The organism is Mycobacterium sp. 1164966.3 (assembly GCF_001665395.1).
Lineage (GTDB): Bacteria > Actinomycetota > Actinomycetes > Mycobacteriales > Mycobacteriaceae > Mycobacterium.
Window position 1 is genome coordinate 25,948 of the sequence record NZ_LZSG01000006.1, and the last position, 18,905, is coordinate 44,852.

Here is an 18,905-nt window from a genome sequence, read left to right on the forward strand (position 1 = left end):
CGCAGTTGTACAGCGACACGCCGTTGGGCATGGCATTTTGCGCACGCTCGCCAGTGGGATGAGCGGGTATACCTACTCCATGCGGCACCGGATCGACACCGAGCGTTTCCCCGAATGGCAGCCATTCCTCGACGCGGTGCAGCAGCGGCGACCCGATGCCGGCACCTGGTGTGAGGCATGGACGGTGCGTGACATCGTCATTCACCAGGCGGGAAACGCCGAAGAACTCGCCCGTGTGCTGGGCGCCCACCTGAAAGGCGAGCCCGTCAACACCAGGTCATTCGAAGAACGCGAGGGTCCGCTGCGCAACATGAACGACACGGACCTGTGGGACGCGCTGCACGATCGGATGGCCGGCCTGAACGAGGTCGCAGCTGCAGCCGACGAGGTCCCGACTGACACCGACGTCGCCTGGACAGGTCGCACGATGAAAGTGCCCTGGTTTGCCGAGCACATGCGTGAAGAGCTCGTCCTGCACGGCTGGGACATCACCGGCGACGACCCGGCCGCGCAGGCGCGGCTAGCCGAGCCCTGGATGACGACTCACAGCGTGGTAGCGGTGGGCCGGCCGCTGCTGGCCAAGGGCGCGCAGCAGCTGCGCCAGAAAATCGAGGCCCGGCTGCGAGTGCCGGGCGCCGACGATGTGCTAGTGAGCGCCGACGCCTACCACACCGCTATCGAGCTCACCGAACCAGAAGGTCAGGCAACTCTGGAAACCGACGCCGCCGCGCGAGTTTTGCTGCTGTGGGGGCGGCGACCCGGCGATCCGTCGCGGATTTGCAGTCGCGTCGGACCGGAAACCTTGGGCCGGGTGCGCCGCCTACTCAGCGGCTACTGAGTGCTCAGTAGTTGTTGCAGACCGCCGCGACCCGCTGGACAGTCCCCTGGTACCGCGGAGGCAGTTGCGACAACATCTGCTGACGCTCCGGCGAACCCGGAGGCGCGGCCAGGAAGTTGTTCAAGTAGCCCTGCACAGCAGGGCTTTTGTTGAACTGCGCGGCGGTCGCAGGGTCGGTCGCGTTGAGAGCCGCTATCACCTGCCCGTAGTTGCACGTCGTGTTAAGTGCGTCCGGATCCGCGTGGGCAACCCCGGTCGCGGCGCCCAGGGCGAACGCGAAACCGCCGAACCCGGCGACCAGTTTGGTCAACGACAACCTCACCATTTGTGGACCTTTCCCAGATTATTTGTACCGTCGCGAGAGACGGCGACTACATCCGCCCAGCGGCTGCCGTCTTTCGTTGAGGGTACCAGCCCCCGTGGGCCGGCTTCCATCACGGACGTTATCGCAATAGCCGCTCGACGTCTTACTTTTCGCAGGTCAGCGCCGTGTTTGCGGCCAAGCTGTGAATCCGCCATGTAGAGCATTAGAGTTGCGCGGCCAGCTCGGTGCCCTGCCTGATAGCCCGCTTAGCGTCCAGCTCGGCCGCCAACGCCGCACCGCCGATGACGTACGCGTCGACGCCGCGGCGCCGCAATTCGCCTTCCAGCTCGCGAACCGGCTCCTGGCCTGCGCAGAGCACGACATTGTCCACCTGTAGCACCTGGGGGCGCCGGCGATCAGCACCGAAGCTGATGTGCAGGCCGTCGTCGTCAATCCGCTCGTAGTTCACCCCGGAGAGCTGGTGGACGCCCTTGGCCTTCAGCGATGCCCGGTGCACCCACCCGCTGGTCTTGCCCAACCGCTTGCCTTGCGGGCCTTTGGTGCGCTGTAACAAATACACCTCGCGAGCAGGCGGTGCGGGCAGCGGAGTGGTCAGCGCTCCGCGGGCTTCCTGCGGGTCGGTGACACCCCATTCGGCCTTCCAATTTTTTATGTTGAGGGTCGGCGAATGATCGGTGACCAGCAGCTCGCTGACGTCGAAGCCGATGCCGCCGGCCCCGACCACGGCCACGGTTTTACCGACCGGTTTGGCACCGGTGATTACTTCGGCGTAGGTCAGCACCTTCGGGTGGTCGATGCCGGGGATGACCGGGATCCTCGGCGCCACGCCGGTGGCCAGCACCACCGCGTCGAAGCCGGTCAACTCCGCAGCCGAGACCCGGGTGCCCAGCCGGACCGTGACGCCGTGCTTGGCCAGCATCGTCGAGAAGTACCGGATGGTCTCGCTGAATTCCTCCTTGCCCGGAATGCGGCGAGCCATGTCGAACTGGCCGCCGATGTAGTGGTTGGCCTCGAAGAGCGTGACGTAGTGACCACGCTGGGCGGCGTTGATCGCCGCCGTTAACCCGGCCGGGCCGGCCCCGACGACGGCCACCGCGCGGGCGCGCCGCGTCGAGGACAACACCAACTTCGTCTCGTGACCGGCCCTCGGATTGAGCAGACACGACACCGACTTCTTCACGAAGGCGTGGTCCAGGCAGGCCTGGTTGCACGCAATGCAGGTGTTGATCTCGTCGGCACGATCGGACTGCGCCTTGAGCACCCACTCGGGGTCGCTCAGCAGCGGCCTGGCCATCGAGATGAGTTGCACCTGGGTGTCGGCCAGTATCTGTTCGGCGGCCTGGGGCATGTTGATCCGGTTGGAAGCCACCACCGGGACGGTGACATGTTCGGCGACCGCGCTGCTGATGTCGACGAACGCGCTATTGGGCACCGAGGTGACGATCGTCGGCACCCGCGCCTCGTGCCAGCCGAACCCGGAATTGATGACGGTGACCCCCGCCGCCTCCAATTCGATTGCCAGCGAGACGATCTCGTCCCAACTCTGACCCTCCTCGACGTAGTCGGCCATCGACATCCGGTAGCAGATGATGAAATCGGGCCCGACCGCCTTGCGGGTGCGTCGCACGATTTCGACCGGGAAGCGCCGACGGCCGGCGGGCGTACCGCCCCAGGAATCGGTGCGCTTGTTGGTGCGGGGCGCCAAGAATTGGTTGACCAGATATCCTTCGCTGCCCATGATCTCGACCCCGTCGTAACCGGCGTCGCGGGCCAGCTGGGCGCAGCGGACGAAATCGGCGATGGTCGCTTCGACGCCGCGCGATGTGAGCGCGCGCGGGCGAAACGGATTGATCGGTGCCTTGATTGACGACGCGCTCACCGAAAGCGGGTGGTACGCGTATCGTCCGGCGTGCAGGATCTGCAGCAGAATCTTGGCGCCCGAGTCATGGACCGCGCTGGTGACGCGGCGATGCCGCCGGGCTTGCGCCGTGGAGACCAGCTCCGACGCGAACGGCAGTAGCCAGCCGGTGCGGTTCGGGGCGTAGCCCCCGGTGATGATCAGTGCCACACCGCCCCGGGCGCGTTCGGCGAAGTAGGCGGCCAGCCGATCGGTGTGCCCGGGGCGGTCTTCCAGGCCCGTGTGCATGGAACCCATCACCACCCGATTGCGCAACGTGGTGAAGCCAAGGTCCAACGGAGACAACAGATTCGGGTACGAATTCACGGGTTCTCCCGCAACGTCCGAACGGCGTCGGCGATCCAGCGCGCACCCACCATCCCGGCAGCATAAATGCCTCTGCAGCGCGGCTTTGCACTGCTATCCAACTCAGTGCGTACGGCTGGACACATTTGCGGGCGTGCCCAGTGGTCGACGTGTATGTGCAACGTCTAGTATCAGTAACCGAACGCTGCGCCGATCGGGGTCCCGGCGGCTCCCGGCGAGGCGAGCAGCATCAGCCCAGAGTGAGCAGTACATGGAGGACACCCAGTACATGGAGGACACGTTGAGGAGACGTCCGTGACGTACACGATCGCCCAGCCCTGCGTCGACATCAAGGACAAGGCATGCATTGAGGAGTGCCCGGTCGACTGCATCTACGAGGGTGCCCGGATGCTGTACATCCACCCCGACGAATGCGTCGACTGCGGGGCATGCGAACCGGTCTGCCCCGTCGAAGCGATCTATTACGAAGACGATGTGCCCGAACAGTGGAGCCAGTACACGCAGATCAACGCCGACTTTTTCGTCGAGCTGGGATCGCCGGGCGGTGCGGCCAAGGTGGGCATGACCGAGAACGACCCGCAAGAGGTCAAGGACCTGCCGCCGCAGGGCGAAGGCGACTGAGCACGCCGGTGCGGCGGGAGCCTGCGATGGGCCGGGCTGTCGTGTCGGCGTCCCTGCCGGTGTTCCCCTGGGACACCCTGGTCGACGCGAAAGCGCTGGCCGGGGCCCATCCGGACGGCATCGTCGACCTGTCGGTCGGTACACCGGTCGACCCCGTCGCTCCGCTGATCCAAGAGGCGCTGACGGCCGCCGCCTGGTCGCCCGGGTATCCGGCCACCGCCGGCACCCCGCAGCTGCGCGAAGCCGCGGTGGCCGCGCTGGCCCGCCGGTTCGGCATCACCGGGCTGGCCGAGCCGGCCGTGCTGCCGGTGATCGGCACCAAGGAGCTCATCGCCTGGTTGCCGACCCTGCTCGGTCTCGGCCCGGCCGACGTGGTCGTGGTACCGGAGCTGGCGTATCCGACCTATGAGGTGGGTGCGCGGCTGGCCGGAGCGCAGGTGCTGCGCGCGGACTCGCTGACCCAGCTGGGCCCGCGGTCGCCGGCGCTCATTTACATCAATTCGCCGAGCAACCCGACGGGGCGGGTGCTCGGTGTCGAGCACCTGCGCAAGGTCGTCGGGTGGGCGCGCGAGCGAGGCGTTGTCGTGGTGTCCGACGAGTGCTACCTGAGTTTGGGCTGGGACGTCGAGCCTCCGGGACCGCTGTCGGTACTGCATCCCGCCGTGAGCGACGGCGACCACACCGGCCTGCTGGCGGTGCACTCGCTGTCGAAGAGTTCGTCGCTGGCCGGATACCGGGCCGGCTTCGTCGCCGGAGATCCGGGCATAGTGGCTGAGTTGCTGGCAGTGCGCAAACACGCGGGGATGATGGTGCCGACCCCGGTGCAGGCCGCCATGGTGGCCGCACTCGAGGACGACGATCACCAGAAGGTGCAGCTAGACCGCTATGAGCGGCGGCGGTCAGCCTTGGCACCGGCGCTTCGAGCGGGGGGTTTCACCGTCGATCATTCCGAGGCCGGCCTCTACCTGTGGATCACCCGCGGCGAGCCGTGTCAGGACACCGTGATGTGGCTGGCAGCCCGCGGCATCCTGGTGGCGCCCGGAGAGTTCTACGGTCCCCGCGGCGCGCAGCATGTGCGCGTTGCGCTGACCGCCACCGACGAACGCATCGGCGCAGCTGTCGCCAGGCTCGGCTGATCTCAGACCGCGCAAAATCGAAAAAAGTCCGGCGAGTTGGTGTGATTTTGCCTCCGCTCGCGGTGGAATTGGTCGTGGCTTCTACTACTGGTACTGCGGGTGCTCCTGGTGCGGCTGATTCAGCCGGGTCTACTGGTTCGGCGGGTTCGACGCCACGGCCGCGAATCCCGCTGACGATCGGCGACATCGCGAAGCGCGTCTTTCTGGGAAAGCCGCTCATCACCGATGACCTGCACGCCGAGAAGTTGTCGAATCCGGTTGCGCTCGGCGCACTTTCGCCGGACGCAATTTCGTCGACCGCGTATGGTCCGGAGCAGATCCTGATCGAGCTGCTACCCCATGCCGGCCTGGCGGCGTTCGTTCTGCTGCTCCCCGTCACCGGCGTCATCCTGCTGATTCTGGTGCTGGTCACCGCGTCCTACCGGCAGGTCGTCATGGCCTACACCCGAGCGGGTGGGTCCTACATCGTCGCTCGGGAGAATTTCGGACCCCGGGTGGCCCAGGTCGCCGCCGCGGCACTGCTGATCGACTACGTGGTCACCGTGGCCGTGCAGTCGGCGGCCGGCACGGTGGCGGTGGTCTCGGCGATCCCGCCATTGGGTCCCTACAGCCTGGAGATCACCGTCGGCGTGGTCATTGCCATCTGTTACGCCAACCTGCGCGGACTGAAGGAAGCGGGGATGCCGTTCGCGGTGGCGACGTACTCGTTCATCATCATGATCGGACTGACGATAGTCGTCGGCGTCATCCGCCAAATATTCTGGGGATTACCGGTTTCCGATACCCATCAACACGGAATGGTTGACGTCCATTCGGGCAACGGATTGGTCATGGGCGCAACGATTCTGGTGCTGCTGCGTTCTTTCGCCAATGGCGGTTCGTCGCTGACGGGCGTGGAGGCGATTTCCAATACCGTCGACGTCTTCCGAAAGCCTCAGGGCCGCAACGCGCGTCGCGTGCTCACGGCAATGGCTTGTGTTCTCGGCTTTTTGCTCGCCGGCGTCGCCTACCTTGCCTACGCCACTCACGCCACGCCGTACAAGAGTGAATATCCTTCGGTCCTTTCGCAAGTCGGCCAGGCCGTCTTCGGCACGGGAGTCGTCGGCGGCATCTTCTTCTTTCTCGTCCAAGCCTCGACTGCCGCCATCCTGTTCACCGGTGCGAACACCAGCTTCAACGGCTTCCCGGCACTGGCCAGCTTCGTCGCCGAAGACCGATTCCTGCCGCGACAGCTGACGAAACGTGGTCACCGCCTAGTGTTTTCGAACGGCATCATTGCGCTCACCGCGCTGTCGGTGGCATTGCTGGTGATCACCGGTGGGTCGGTCAACGCGCTGGTGCCGTTCTACGCCATCGGGGTGTTCACCGGATTCTCGATGGCCGGCTACGGCATGACCAAACACCATCTGACGCACCGGGAAACCGGGTGGAGGCGCCGACTGGCGATCAATTTCTCCGCGGCGATCCTGTCGACGGTGGTGGTCGGTATCTTCGCGGTGGCCAAGTTCACCGAGGGTGCCTGGCTGGTAGTCGTGGTCTTTCCGATTCTGGTGTTCGTGCTGATCCGGCTCAACAAGGAATATCGGGCCGAGGCCGCCATCCTCGAGATGTTCCGCACCGACCGACCCGAGGTGGTGAAGTACGCCAGGCACCGGGTGTTCATCTTCGTCAACTCGCTTGACCTCGCGGTGCTCGAAGCCCTGCGGTACGGCAAGGGACTGCGGGCAGACGAGCTGATCGCGGTGCACTTCATGGTCGACGCGGCCCACGCCGCGCACTTGCGAAAGCGTTGGGAGGACTTCGATCTCGACACCAGGCTGCGGGTGGTGGACTGCCCCGACCGGCGGGTCACCCGGTCCGCACAGCTACTGGTCGCCAAGGCGAGCAAAGAGCACCCGAACACCAACGTGACGGTGTTGCTGCCACGCCGGACGTATGCGCCGCTGCTGGGCCGATTGCTGCATGACCGAACCGCAGACAAGATCGCCCGCGCGGTCAGCCTCCTTCCGGACGCGGCCGCGACGATCGTTCCTTACGACGTGCAATCGCGGGTCCAGGAGGCATACCCCGAGCGCTTCGAGCAACGGATCGCGCGCGAACTCGACAAGCTGGAAGCCTGGGTCTCTCAGGGCGAAGAGCAAAACGTCGACGCCTACGAGCATCCCGAGCATTCCGACCGTCCATCGTCAGTGATCACGGTGGCGGGCCTGATTCCCGGACAGCGCGCCACCTTCGAGGGACGGGTCAGCGAAGTCGAGGACATCGCCAAAGGGCGGCGGACGTTCCGCTCGATAGTGGTCGGCGATGACACGGGCGAGATCAGCATTTCGTTCCGCCCCGGCCACGGAGGTGCTGACATCCAGCCCGGTCAGTTGTTGCGCATCATCGGGAAACCGCGCCAGAGCGGCAACCGTCCGATAACGATGGTCGACCCCGCCTACCACATCATCGAAGATCCCGCGAAAACAGACACCGCCGACGCCGGTGAAAGTCCGGACTCGGAAGACAGTTAGATTCGGCTACCAGTAAGAATTCGACGCATTCGGAGGGATTCGAAGGAATGTCAGCGGTGAGGCGAGTGGCGGCGGTGTTGGTGTCCGTTTTCAGTTTGGCGTTCACCGCCAACGGCTACCGGCCGCTGACCAAGAACGGGTACGCCTCGCTGTACGCATTCGGGTTCGGCCTATTCGCCTCAGAGCTTCCGGTGCCGACGCTGGCTGCCCAGTTGGCGGCGCTGGCGTCGGTGTCACGCCGGCTGTCTCCACGGGTGCGCTTGTTCAGCTGGCTGGTGTCGGCAGTGTCTTGGCTGGGGTTGCTGGGCTTGCGCCGCAGCGGGCAGTCGGCTGACCAGCCGTTGACCGCGGCGCTGGACCAAGGGCTGGGTCTGAACCGTCGTACCGAGTCGGGTGATTTGTGGAAGCGTCCGGAGCCCGGGGGAGGCAGCGCCAAGCAGCCCGGACTGGTGCGGATGATGCGGATCTACCGCGACTACGCGCACGACGGCGACATCAGCTATGGCGAGTTCGGCTCCCGGAATCACCTCGACATCTGGCGCCGGCCGGACCTCGACCGCGGCGGACGGGCCCCGGTTTTGCTGCAGGTTCCCGGCGGCGCCTGGATGGTGGGGAACAAGCGCGGACAGGCGCATCCGCTGATGAGCCACCTCGCCGAGCTGGGCTGGGTGTGTGTGGCCATCAACTACCGGCTGAGCCCGCGCTCCACCTGGCCCGACCACATCGTCGACGTCAAGCGCGCGATCTCGTGGGTCAAGGAGCACATCGCCGAGTACGGCGGAGACCCGGAGTGGATCGCGATCACCGGCGGCTCGGCGGGCGGGCATCTGTCGTCGCTGGCCGCCCTCACACCGAACGATCCTCAATTCCAGCCGGGCTTCGAAGCTGCCGACACCCGCGTGCAAGCGGCGGTGCCGTTCTACGGCGTCTACGACTTCACCCGGTCCGAGAGTTCGCATCCGTTGCTGACCCCGACGGTGGCGAAGAACGTGTTCAAGCTGAGCCGCACCGAGATCGATGAGCCGTTTCGCAATGCCTCGCCGATCACCCACGTCTCTGCGGACGCGCCGCCCTTCTTTGTGCTGCATGGCCGCAACGACTCGCTGGTCCCGGTCGAGCAGGCGCGCAGCTTCACGGCCCGGCTGCGCCAGGTCAGCCGCAACCCCGTCGTCTACGCCGAATTACCTTGCGCGCAACACGCTTTCGACATTTTCGGGTCGGCCCGCGCGGCGCACGCCGCGGTGGCGGTCGAGCAGTTCCTTGCCGAGGTGTACGCGTCGGATCGGCAGAGCTCCGAACGGCGCGCGTTCGGCAGCTAGCGGTCGCCTGATTCGCCGAACGTGGGTGATATGGATGAAAGTTGCTGGCACCGCATACATATCCCCCACGTTCGACGTGCCCATAGCCGCCCGCGACGAGCTAGCCGGGCGTGCGCGGGCTGCGCTCGTTGAGCAGCGCAATGACCTGCGCGGCAAGTTCGTCGATGTCGGCATTGGTGGTGTCGAGCGTGAGGTCCGGGTCCTCCGGTGGCTCGTAGGGTGCGTCGACACCGGTCAGTCCGCTGAGTTGGCCGCTGCGCGCACGCGCATACAGGCCTTTGGGGTCACGCTTCTCGCACTCGGCCAGCGACGTCGCAACGTATACCTCTATATAGGGCAGCTTGGCGGCGGCGTTCAAAGCGCGGGCGATCTCGCGGTCCGACTTGAGCGGCGACACCAGCGAGGCCAGCGCCACCACACCGGCGTCGGCGAGCAAACGGGTCAAATGCCCTACGCGCCGGATGTTTTCGGTGCGGTCGCCCGGTGAGAAGCCCAGATCGTCGGACAGGCCGTGGCGCAGGTTGTCGCCGTCGAGCAGGTAGGCCACCCGCCCGGACTCCACCAGCGCGCGCTCAACGGCTACCGCGATCGTCGACTTGCCGGACGCCGGTAAGCCGGTGAACCAGATCGTGGCCCCCGGTTGGCCGGTGGCGCCCCAGCGGTATCCGCGGTCCAGCGACGACGGATGCCAGCGGATGTCGGTGCGCGGATGAGTGCCCGGTTTGACCTCCCGGGCTTCGACGATGGTGCCCGCGCCGACGGTGTCGTTGGTGGACTCGTCGATGAGGATGAATGCGCCCATGCCACGGCCTTCGGCGTAGCTGTCCGCCACCACGATCGAGCTGGTCCGCAATGTGACCGTGCCGATGTCGTTGAGCGCCAACTCAACCGGCCCGTCGAGCTCGTCGAGCGTCTCGGGGTCCAGCCGGGAGTGCAGCGCCTGTACGGTTGCGCGCACAGTCTTGGTGGCCTGTTTGAGCGCCAGCCGGTCACCGGCGCGGAGCGGGGTATCGACGAACCAGCACACCGTCGCGTCGATTTCGCGGGCCAGTACCGGCGCAACGGCGTCGTCGGCGCCGCTGACCAGCACGTCGCCGCGTCCCACATCGATGTCGTCGGCCAGTTCGACCGACACCGACAGCGGCGCGACGGCCGTGGTGCGGTCGTCGTCGAGCGTGTCGAGCGCGGTCACCGTCGAGCGGGTGCCGGCGGGCAGCGACACCACCGGATCGCCGACGCTGAGCGTGCCGGCCGCGAGGCGTCCGGTGTAACGGCGCCGCATCTCGGCGGTCGGCCGCGACACCCACTGCACCGGCAGCCGCAGGCGCGATGCCTCGGCCTGCGGCGCGGCCAACTCGATGCCCTCCAGGTACTCCAGCAGAGTGGGGCCGCTGTACCACGGCGTGCGATCGGAGCGGTGGACGACGTTGTCGCCGTGCTTGGCCGCGATCGGGATCACCGTGATGTCCGTGTCGCCAAGCCGTGCCGTCATCTGGCGCAGTTCGGCTTCTACTTCGGCGAACCGGGCTTGGTCGAAGTCGATCAGGTCGATCTTGTTCACCGTCGCGACGAAGTGCCTGATGCCCAGCAGGCTTGCGATCCGGGCGTGCCTGCGGGTCTGCCGCAGCACGCCGGCGCGGGCGTCGACCAGCAGAATCGCCACGTGTGCGTTGGATGCGCCGGTGAACATGTTGCGGGTGTAGCGCTCGTGACCGGGCGTGTCGGCCAGGATGTAGCTGCGCGTTGCGGTGGAGAAGAACCGGTAGGCGACGTCGATCGTGATGCCCTGTTCGCGTTCGGCCCGCAGGCCGTCGGACAGGGCGGCGAGATCGGCGACGCCCTCTGCGTCGGTGACGGCCTCGAGGTGATCAAGCGGCAGGCTGTCGGTGTCGTGCATGAGCCGGCCGATCAGGGTGCTCTTGCCGTCGTCCACCGAGCCTGCGGTGGCGATGCGGAGCAGCTGACGGGTGACGGTCGTGGTCATCAGAAATATCCTTCGCGCTTGCGGTCTTCCATCGCGGCGGCCGAGGTGCGGTCGTCGGCGCGGGTTTCGCCGCGCTCGGAGACCGTCGCCGCGGAGATCTCGCCGATGACCCGGACGATGTCGGTGGCGGTGGAGCGCACGGCCCCGGTGATGGTCAGGTCGCCGACGGTGCGGTAGCGCACCCATTCCACCGCGGAGGATTCACCGGCCTGAGGGCTGGCATATTCCGACACTGCCAGCAGGATGCCGTCGCGTTCGAACACCTCGCGTTCGTGCGCGAAGTAGATCGACGGCAGCTCCAAATCTTCCAGCTGGATGTAGCGCCACACGTCAAGCTCGGTCCAGTTGCTCAACGGGAACACCCGTACCTGTTCGCCCTTCTTGATGCGGCCGTTGTAGAGCGTCCACGGCTCGGGGCGTTGCGCACGTGGATCCCATTGGCCGAACTCGTCGCGGAAGCTCAGGATGCGTTCCTTGGCGCGGGCTCGTTCCTCGTCGCGGCGGGCGCCGCCGAACGCCGCGTCGAAGCCGCCGGTGTCCAGCGCGTCGAGCAGGGTGCGGGTCTGCGCGCGGTTGCGCGACGCCCCGGGACCCGGGTCGGGTACCCGGCCGTTGTCGATGGATTCCTGAACCGACGCGACGATCAGCTTGTGTCCCTGGCCGGTGACCCGACGGTCGCGGAACTCGATGACCTCGGGGAAATTGTGGCCGGTGTCCACGTGCATCACCGGGAACGGCAGCGGCAGTGGGCGAAACGCCTTCTCCGCCAGGCGAAGTAGCACAATCGAGTCCTTACCGGCGGAAAACAGCAGCACCGGATTCTCGAGTTCGGCGACGACCTCGCGGATGATGTGTACCGCTTCGGCTTCCAGCAGCCGAAGTTCGTCGACTCTTCGTAGTTCGGTGGTCACCACGGTCGCAGTCATGTTGGTAGTCCCTCTCTTTCGGCGTCCGCCCGATAGCGGTCCACCCAATCGTCCGAACGCTGATCGGCCTGCCGCTCCAATACCGGCTCAGGCGCCAGCCGCGGGTCCAGTCCCAACGCCTCGAGAACGGTGGCCACCACCTGAGTCAGGTTGCGCCACAACACCGGATACGAGACCTCCATGGGTTCGACGCCTTCTGACGAGAACCAGCTCTGCCAGCCCTCCTCTTGGGCGCGCAGCATGGAAACGATGTGGGCAATCGCTCCAGCGTGATAGGTGGCGCGCGCATCGCGAGCCGGATCGGGCCTGCCGCGCCAGACCCGAGTTTGCACCGCGCGCCAGAACGACACCGCCTGCGACACCACGTCGGGCCGGTGAATATGGATCAGCAGGGGCTCCTCGCCGACGACGTCGCGGATCGCGGCCAGCAGGCTGTCGCCGGAGCGATTGGGCAATTGGCGCGCGCGATTCAACAGTAGGGGGGTTTGGTTCCACATCAGCTTGCCGCCCCAGACGCCGTTCGGTGTTCGCCCGACCGTGCGGATGTAATCACGCCAGATCTCGGCCGGCGCCAGGTCGGGCGTCCCTACGTCCAACGGGTCCAGCAGCCGCAGGATCGATTCGTCCTCGACCCCGGCGAACCACTCCCGCGGCTGCGGAGCCTGGCTGGTCGCAGGCAGATATTGGAAGAACTCCTGGGGTTCGCCGGCGACGCCGGTCGCGCGCAGCGATTCGACCAGCAGCGTGCTGCCGCTGCGCTGGGACGCCAAGACCAGGTATGACGACGGGGTGCCTGCCACCCTGGCAGGATAGCGGGAGGCAAAAGCCGTGCAACGCAGGGAATTCCTTCACGCTGAAGATAACCATTGCGGGCCGGGCAAGCGGTTTTGACATCGTCGGCGTGCAAAACGTTCGGCATGGGTGCATATGTGACCCATGTGATTCCTGATACCGCCTCACCGCCGCGACATTTAACGCGTCGAGCGTTTACCTGCGTCCGCTGGCCGGAGCGACGCGGGCCATTCCGCGCAGAAGCCACGGTGCCCGCCTCGCCATCACCTCGACGGCCCGATCCGAGCGGCGCATCGCGCTCCGGGCTCCGGGAGTGGGTGTCGATATCAATTGCGCCTCGGCGGACCCGGCCCGAGGCCCCTCGCGATCGACCGCCAGCAGTTGCCAGCTGCCGGGTACTCCGCGCAGTTCGACGCTGCCGCGGTCTTCAAAACCCGTGCCCGACCCGACGACCAAATCACGCACGGTGCGCGAGACCAGGATTTCGCCGGCACCGGCGTGGCCGAGGATGCGCGCCGCGATGTGGACGGCGATTCCTCCGATGTCCGCATCCAGCAGTTCGCACTCGCCAGTGTGAATGCCGGCGCGGATCTGGATGCCCAGCATCTCGGCCTCGGTGCGCAGGGCCTCGGCGCAGCGGATCGCCTGGGTCGGCCCGTCGAACGTGGCCAAGTGACCGTCGCCGGTGCTTTTTACCACCGTGCCCCCGAAACGGCCTGCGAGGTCGGCGGTGATTTCACCGAAGCGCTCCAGCAGCGCCCGCCACCGCTCGTCCCCCGTAGCCGCGGCGCGTTCGGTCGAGGCGACGATGTCGGTGAACAACACCGTGCGCAGCGCGCGACGCGACGGCGCCGGTGCCGCATGGGTGCCGGTGAGGAATTCCTCGATCTCGGTCAGGATCTTGTCCGGCTCAGCGAACCAGGGCAGGTGCTCGCCGTCGACCTCGAGGTACCGCGCGGCCGGGATGTGGTCGGCGAGGTAGCGGCCAGACTGTACTGGAACCACCGCGTCCCCGCGGGCATGGATGACCAGGGTTGAGGCCGTGATCGTCGGCAGGATCGGCCGCACGTCGAGCCGGAACGACGCCTCGAGCGACACCCGCGCCATCCCCGGGCTCGCGCACATGCGTTCAAACATGGCGAGCTGGCGTAATCCCCACGACACTGACGGCCCAGCGATCCTGAGTGTCGCACCGCTACCCCACCCGGCGCGGACGGCGCGGTGAATTTCCTGGAGGCGGGCGATCTGCTCCGCCGACGGGACGTAGTCTTCACCCACCTCGGGAAGGATGCGCGCCCGAAGCTCGACCGGATCGAGGTCTATGGTGTCCCACCCGCCCGGCTGAAACGAGTATGTGTCACAGAGGATCAACGCCCGCGTTCGTTCTGGCCGGGTGGTCGCGAACATCATGGCGGCCGGGCCGCCGTCACTGCACCCGAAGAGCACGGCCTTTTTGAAGCCGGCGGCATCCATGACAGCCTCGATCTCAGCCGCCCGTTCATCCAGCGTGCGAACTCGCGGGACCGGGTCCGACAGCCCCACCCCGGCCTTGTCGAACACAACGATGCGACAGAACGTCGCGAGCTGGTCGAAGAAAGCCTTGAATTCTGGCGCGGTCCAGAACAACTCGAGGTGGCTGACGAACGGCCCGGCGAAGACCAGCTCGACGGGTCCGTCGCCGAACACCTGATACGCCAGGCTGAGATCGCCGCACGAGGCATACGACGTTTCCGCCACGGCATTGAGCATAGCGAGGCCCGAGGCCGGTCGTTGCCCGTTCGTTGAATTGCACGCTCACGGTCGACGGCGGCGCCTATGACCGTTCCAGCACCCGCAGACTCAGCGAAAACAGCAGTCGCACATCGGGATCGGCCAGGGAGGTGGACAGCTGCTTCTCAATTCGACGCACCCGATAACGAACGGTGTTGGGGTGTACCTGTAATAGTCGTGCCGCGGCGGCGATGTCGCCGAAGCTGTCGAGATACACCCGCAACGTCTCGGCCAGCACCGGATCCTGCGCGCGCAGGTCCCGTACCCGCGGGTCGACGAGTCGCGGTTCGCTGCCGACCAAGGTGACGATCTCGTCGAGCAGCACCGTGGTGCGTGCTTCCGTCAACGAGATCACTTGTCCCAAATCCGGATGTCGCGCAGCGCTTTCCAGCACGCGGTCCACCTCGCTGCGCGCCGCGGCGACCCCGGCCAAGCCCGGTAGCGGTGCGGCAACGGTGGCCCGCAGCTGTACACCGAGCTCGGTGCGCAGCGCGCCGATCGTGCCGCGAACCCACGAAGTGACAGATCTGGCTGTTGCGGTCGCAGGCAGCAACACATACGTCCGCGATCCGGATGAAGCGACCTGAGCATCGGGCCGAAAAGCGCTGGCGCTCAATGCCAAGACATCTGTCAGACGAGGATGGCGTGGCCCGGTGCCGGCGATGTCGAACCCGATCAACGCGGCGTTCCCGTCAGCGGACAGGCCGAGTTCGCGGCCGATGCCGGCCACGTCGAGGGCATCCCCGTCGCTCAGACCGAGCAGTTGCTGCACCCGCCGCGCATGGCTCGACGGCCGCGCAGCGAGCCGCGAAATGACACGGGCCGCAAGCACTGACGCGCCACGCAAGATTTCCTCTGCGTCGTCGGCCAACGGCTGGGACCCTTGCTGCACCCAGATGGCGCCGGCGAATACCGGCGGCCGCCGTGCCCCCACCGGTGGGTGGTGAATCCCGATCGCCAGTCGCGGGCGCAAGCCCAATTCCGGCCGTTCGGCAACGCGCACCACCTCGCTGCCGGCACGCAGCGCGTCGAAAATGCCCCACTGACCGATCCATTCGAGATGTTCGGGCGGGCCGGCGCGGCCCAGGATGGACAGCCGCCGAAGCTCGTCGGCTTCGTCGTTGGAGGCCGAGTAGGCCAGCACGTGTGACTGGGCGTCTTCGATGCTGACCATGCCGTGGATCCGGTCAGCCAACGACTGTGCGAGGCCGAAGAGATCGGTGCCCGAGTCATCCGCCGGGTCCGCGCGGTCCCCGTGATGCTCCAGTACGTGGTTCACCAACCGATACAGCCGCTCCCAGCGGGCCTGCGGCTCAACGGCAACCACCGCCGATCCGGCCGCGACCGCCCTGCCCACCACCGCGTCGGACGGCTCCTTGACCAGGATCGCCACCGGCGCGCGCCCGACCTGCTGGTCGATCCAGCGCAACGCCTCTTTTTCGGTGATGCCCATCAGGAAGAAGAGGTCGGCAGACCCTGCGGCCGGGGCCAGTCCCAACCGCGCATCGTCCGAATCGATCAGCGCTGCCGTCGCAACCGGAAGGTCCAGGCCCCGCGGCGCCTCGACCAGGCTGACCAGGGTCGAGTCCAGCGCCAGTAGCAATTGGCCCAGCCCGACACCAGCCGCATTCATATTGTCCGATCGTACTAGCAAACCTGGCAATCGTTGTCTGATCGACCAAGTGTTTGGGGTCGCTTGGCGGGGATCCTGGCAAGCATGGACGCGATCAGCCAGGTTCCCGCACCGGTCAACGAGCCGGTTCACGACTACGCCCCGCATTCCCCGGAACGTGCCCGACTTGCTACCGAACTTGCGGCGTTGGCCGACCACCCGATCGACCTACCGCATGTCATTGGCGGCAGACATCGGATGGGCGACGGCGAGCGGATCGACGTGGTGCAGCCGCACCGGCATGCCGCGAAGCTAGGCACTCTGACCAACGCGGTGCACGCCGACGCATCGGCAGCAGTCGAGGCGGCGATGAATGCCAAGAAGGCATGGGCGGCAACACCGTTCGACGAACGTGCCGCAGTGTTTCTGCGTGCCGCCGATCTGCTGGCCGGGCCGTGGCGGGAAAAGATCGCCGCCGCAACGATGCTCGGCCAATCCAAATCCGTCTACCAGGCCGAGATCGACGCGCCGTGCGAGCTGATCGACTTCTGGCGCTTCAACGTCGAATTCGCGCGACAGATCTTGGCGCAGCAGCCGATCAGCGGACCGGGAGAGTGGAACCGGTCCGACTACCGTCCGCTGGACGGCTTCGTCTATGCGATCACGCCGTTCAACTTCACCTCGATCGCCGGAAATCTGCCGACCGCCCCGGCGCTGATGGGCAACACCGTCGTTTGGAAACCCTCTATTACCCAGACGCTTTCGGCATACCTGCTGATGCAACTGCTCGAGGCCGCCGGACTGCCGCCCGGGGTGATCAACATGGTCACCGGCGACGGCTTCGCGGTTTCCGATGTGGCGCTGGGTGATCGGCGGCTGGCCGGCATCCACTTCACCGGGTCGACGGCCACCTTCCAGCGGCTGTGGTACCAGGTCGGCACCAATATCGGTCGCTACCACTGTTATCCGCGATTGGTCGGCGAGACGGGCGGCAAAGACTTCGTACTCGCCCACACCTCCGCGCACCCGGATGTGTTGCGCACCGCGCTGATTCGGGGAGCCTTCGACTATCAGGGCCAGAAGTGTTCGGCGGCCTCGCGGGCGTTCATCGCGCATTCCGTATGGCAGCGGATGGGAGACAGCTTCCTTGGTGCGGCTGAGGAGCTGAGCTATGGAGACATCACCGACCTGACGAACTACGGTGGTGCGCTGATCGACCGGCGCGCCTTCCTCAAGAACGTCGACGCCATCGAACGTGCGAAAGGCGCCCCAGCGGTGACCATTGCAGTGGGCGGCGAATACGACGACCACGAGGGCTATTTCGTGCGTCCGACCGTTTTCCTGTCCGACGACCCCACCGACGAGTCCTTCGCTACCGAGTACTTCGGCCCGCTGTTGTCGGTGCACGTCTACCCCGACGACCAATTCGAACGGATCCTCGACGTCATCGACACCGGATCACGTTATGCCTTGACCGGCGCGGTGATTGCCGACGACCGCCGGGCCGTGCTGACCGCGCAGGAGCGGCTACGGTTCGCGGCCGGCAACTTCTATGTCAACGACAAGCCAACCGGCGCGGTGGTCGGGCGACAGCCATTCGGCGGTTCGCGCGGTTCGGGTACTAACGACAAGGCGGGCTCACCGCTGAATCTGTTGCGCTGGACCTCGGCCCGCACAATCAAGGAGACTTTCGTACCCGCTACCGATCACATCTATCCGCATATGGGGCCGGACTGATGGCCGGGCTGTTCGCAAACACTCTGCGTCCGGCCATCCTGGCCGTGAGCCGTAGCGAGCGATTGCGGCGCGCCGCCGAACGTTTGCCGGTCACCCGCGGCGTGGTACACCGGTTCGTACCGGGGGAGACAGTTGGCTCGGTACTGAACAGCGTTGCCGCACTGCGCGGCTCGGGCTGCCTGGTCAGCGTCGATTATCTGGGTGAGGACGTGACCGATATCGACGGCGCGGTGGCTACCGTGCAGGCCTACCTTCGTCTGCTCGATGCGCTGAGTGCCGACAGTGCCGGTGAGGGTGTGTGGCCGCTGGAAGTGTCGGTGAAGCTTTCGGCGCTGGGGCAGGCGCTGGAACGTGACGGCCAGAAGATCGCGCTCGACAACGCCCGCACCATCTGCGAGCGGGCCCAGCAGGCCGGGGTCTGGGTCACAGTAGATGCCGAAGATCACCGCACCACCGATTCGACGTTGTCGATCTCGGGTGATCTACGCGTCGACTTTCCTTGGCTGGGTACTGTTTTGCAGGCCTACCTGCGGCGTACGCTCGACGATTGCCGAGAGCTGGCTACGGTCGGGGCGCGGGTCCGGTTGTGCAAGGGCGCCTACGACGAGCCCGCCTCGGTGGCTTATCGGGACCGGGACGAGGTCACCGACTCCTATCTGCGGTGTCTGCGGGTGCTGATGGCCGGCAGTGGTTATCCGATGGTGGCCACGCATGATCCGCAGATCATCGATGCGGTCCCTGGGTTGGCTCACGAGTTCAGTCGCGGCGTGGGCGATTTCGAGTATCAGATGCTGTACGGCATCCGCGGCGACGAGCAGCGGCGACTGGTCGCCGCCGGGAACCAGGTGCGGGTGTACGTGCCGTACGGTACCCAGTGGTACGGCTATTTCATGCGGAGGTTGGCCGAGCGGCCAGCCAATCTAATGTTTTTCGTGCGTGCGCTGGCCGAACGACCATCTCGCGGTCAAACGGGATCGTCGTCGTCGTGTAGGAATCGTTCGGGGTGGTGAAACGCGTTCGTTCTGGGTTGGCCGTGGTCGAGGTGTGGCGGTGGTATCCATTCGGTTTGGCCGTGGCTGTTGGTGCGGGTGGTCCAGCCTTTTTCGGC

Annotated in this window: 14 protein-coding genes; 7 read left to right on the forward strand and 7 right to left on the reverse strand. The window is 66.2% G+C overall.

What is annotated here, in order from left to right:
• Positions 1-79: 79 nt before the first annotated feature.
• On the forward strand, positions 80-838 hold the full coding sequence (locus A9W99_RS03825; RefSeq protein ID WP_067373726.1) for a maleylpyruvate isomerase N-terminal domain-containing protein: 759 nt from the start codon (positions 80-82) through the stop codon (positions 836-838).
• 4 nt (positions 839-842) lie between these two features.
• Here the strand turns inward: A9W99_RS03825 and A9W99_RS03830 are convergent, their stop codons facing one another.
• On the reverse strand, positions 843-1,160 hold the full coding sequence (locus tag A9W99_RS03830) for a hemophore-related protein (RefSeq protein WP_067373728.1): 318 nt from the start codon (positions 1,158-1,160) through the stop codon (positions 843-845).
• Positions 1,161-1,365: 205 nt separating this feature from the next.
• Positions 1,366-3,387, reverse strand: coding sequence for an NADPH-dependent 2,4-dienoyl-CoA reductase (locus A9W99_RS03835; protein WP_067373692.1), 2,022 nt, complete (start codon positions 3,385-3,387; stop codon positions 1,366-1,368).
• Positions 3,388-3,681: 294 nt separating this feature from the next.
• On the opposite strand from A9W99_RS03835, the gene fdxA reads away from it, so the two are divergent.
• The 4 genes from fdxA (at position 3,682) to A9W99_RS03855 (ending at position 8,976) form a co-directional block, all read left to right on the forward strand.
• Entirely contained in the window at positions 3,682-4,008 is a 327-nt protein-coding gene (gene fdxA / locus A9W99_RS03840; protein ID WP_067373695.1) for a ferredoxin, read from the forward strand.
• Between the two features lie 41 nt (positions 4,009-4,049).
• Complete coding sequence (gene dapC / locus A9W99_RS03845; RefSeq protein ID WP_156622926.1) at positions 4,050-5,144, forward strand: succinyldiaminopimelate transaminase; 1,095 nt, start codon at positions 4,050-4,052, stop codon at positions 5,142-5,144.
• A gap of 164 nt (positions 5,145-5,308) precedes the next feature.
• Complete coding sequence (locus A9W99_RS03850; RefSeq protein WP_067373731.1) at positions 5,309-7,657, forward strand: amino acid permease; 2,349 nt, start codon at positions 5,309-5,311, stop codon at positions 7,655-7,657.
• A gap of 47 nt (positions 7,658-7,704) precedes the next feature.
• On the forward strand, positions 7,705-8,976 hold the full coding sequence (locus A9W99_RS03855) for an alpha/beta hydrolase (protein ID WP_067373700.1): 1,272 nt from the start codon (positions 7,705-7,707) through the stop codon (positions 8,974-8,976).
• 100 nt (positions 8,977-9,076) lie between these two features.
• Here A9W99_RS03855 and cysC read toward each other — a convergent pair whose 3' ends face one another.
• The 5 genes from cysC to A9W99_RS03880 form a co-directional block, all read right to left on the reverse strand.
• Positions 9,077-10,960 (reverse strand): adenylyl-sulfate kinase, encoded by a 1,884-nt coding sequence (cysC, locus tag A9W99_RS03860; RefSeq protein ID WP_067373703.1) that lies wholly within the window; start codon positions 10,958-10,960, stop codon positions 9,077-9,079.
• Positions 10,960-11,886, reverse strand: coding sequence for a sulfate adenylyltransferase subunit CysD (gene cysD / locus A9W99_RS03865; RefSeq protein WP_067373705.1), 927 nt, complete (start codon positions 11,884-11,886; stop codon positions 10,960-10,962). Before cysD ends, cysC begins: the two co-directional genes overlap by 1 nt.
• Complete coding sequence (locus A9W99_RS03870; RefSeq protein WP_067373709.1) at positions 11,883-12,686, reverse strand: Stf0 family sulfotransferase; 804 nt, start codon at positions 12,684-12,686, stop codon at positions 11,883-11,885. The genes cysD and A9W99_RS03870 overlap by 4 nt, the downstream gene beginning before the upstream one ends.
• 187 nt (positions 12,687-12,873) lie before the next feature.
• The gene (locus A9W99_RS03875) at positions 12,874-14,415 is read right to left on the reverse strand and encodes an adenylate/guanylate cyclase domain-containing protein (RefSeq protein ID WP_067373734.1); all 1,542 of its coding nucleotides are present in this window, start codon (positions 14,413-14,415) and stop codon (positions 12,874-12,876) included.
• A 76-nt stretch (positions 14,416-14,491) separates the two neighbouring features.
• Entirely contained in the window at positions 14,492-16,081 is a 1,590-nt protein-coding gene (locus A9W99_RS03880; RefSeq protein WP_067373712.1) for a CdaR family transcriptional regulator, read from the reverse strand.
• An 84-nt stretch (positions 16,082-16,165) separates the two neighbouring features.
• On the opposite strand from A9W99_RS03880, the gene pruA reads away from it, so the two are divergent.
• Both pruA and A9W99_RS03890 read left to right on the forward strand, forming a co-directional pair.
• Positions 16,166-17,797, forward strand: coding sequence for an L-glutamate gamma-semialdehyde dehydrogenase (gene pruA / locus A9W99_RS03885; RefSeq protein ID WP_067373714.1), 1,632 nt, complete (start codon positions 16,166-16,168; stop codon positions 17,795-17,797).
• Positions 17,797-18,807 (forward strand): proline dehydrogenase family protein, encoded by a 1,011-nt coding sequence (locus tag A9W99_RS03890; RefSeq protein ID WP_067373717.1) that lies wholly within the window; start codon positions 17,797-17,799, stop codon positions 18,805-18,807. Before pruA ends, A9W99_RS03890 begins: the two co-directional genes overlap by 1 nt.
• Positions 18,808-18,905 lie beyond the last annotated feature (98 nt).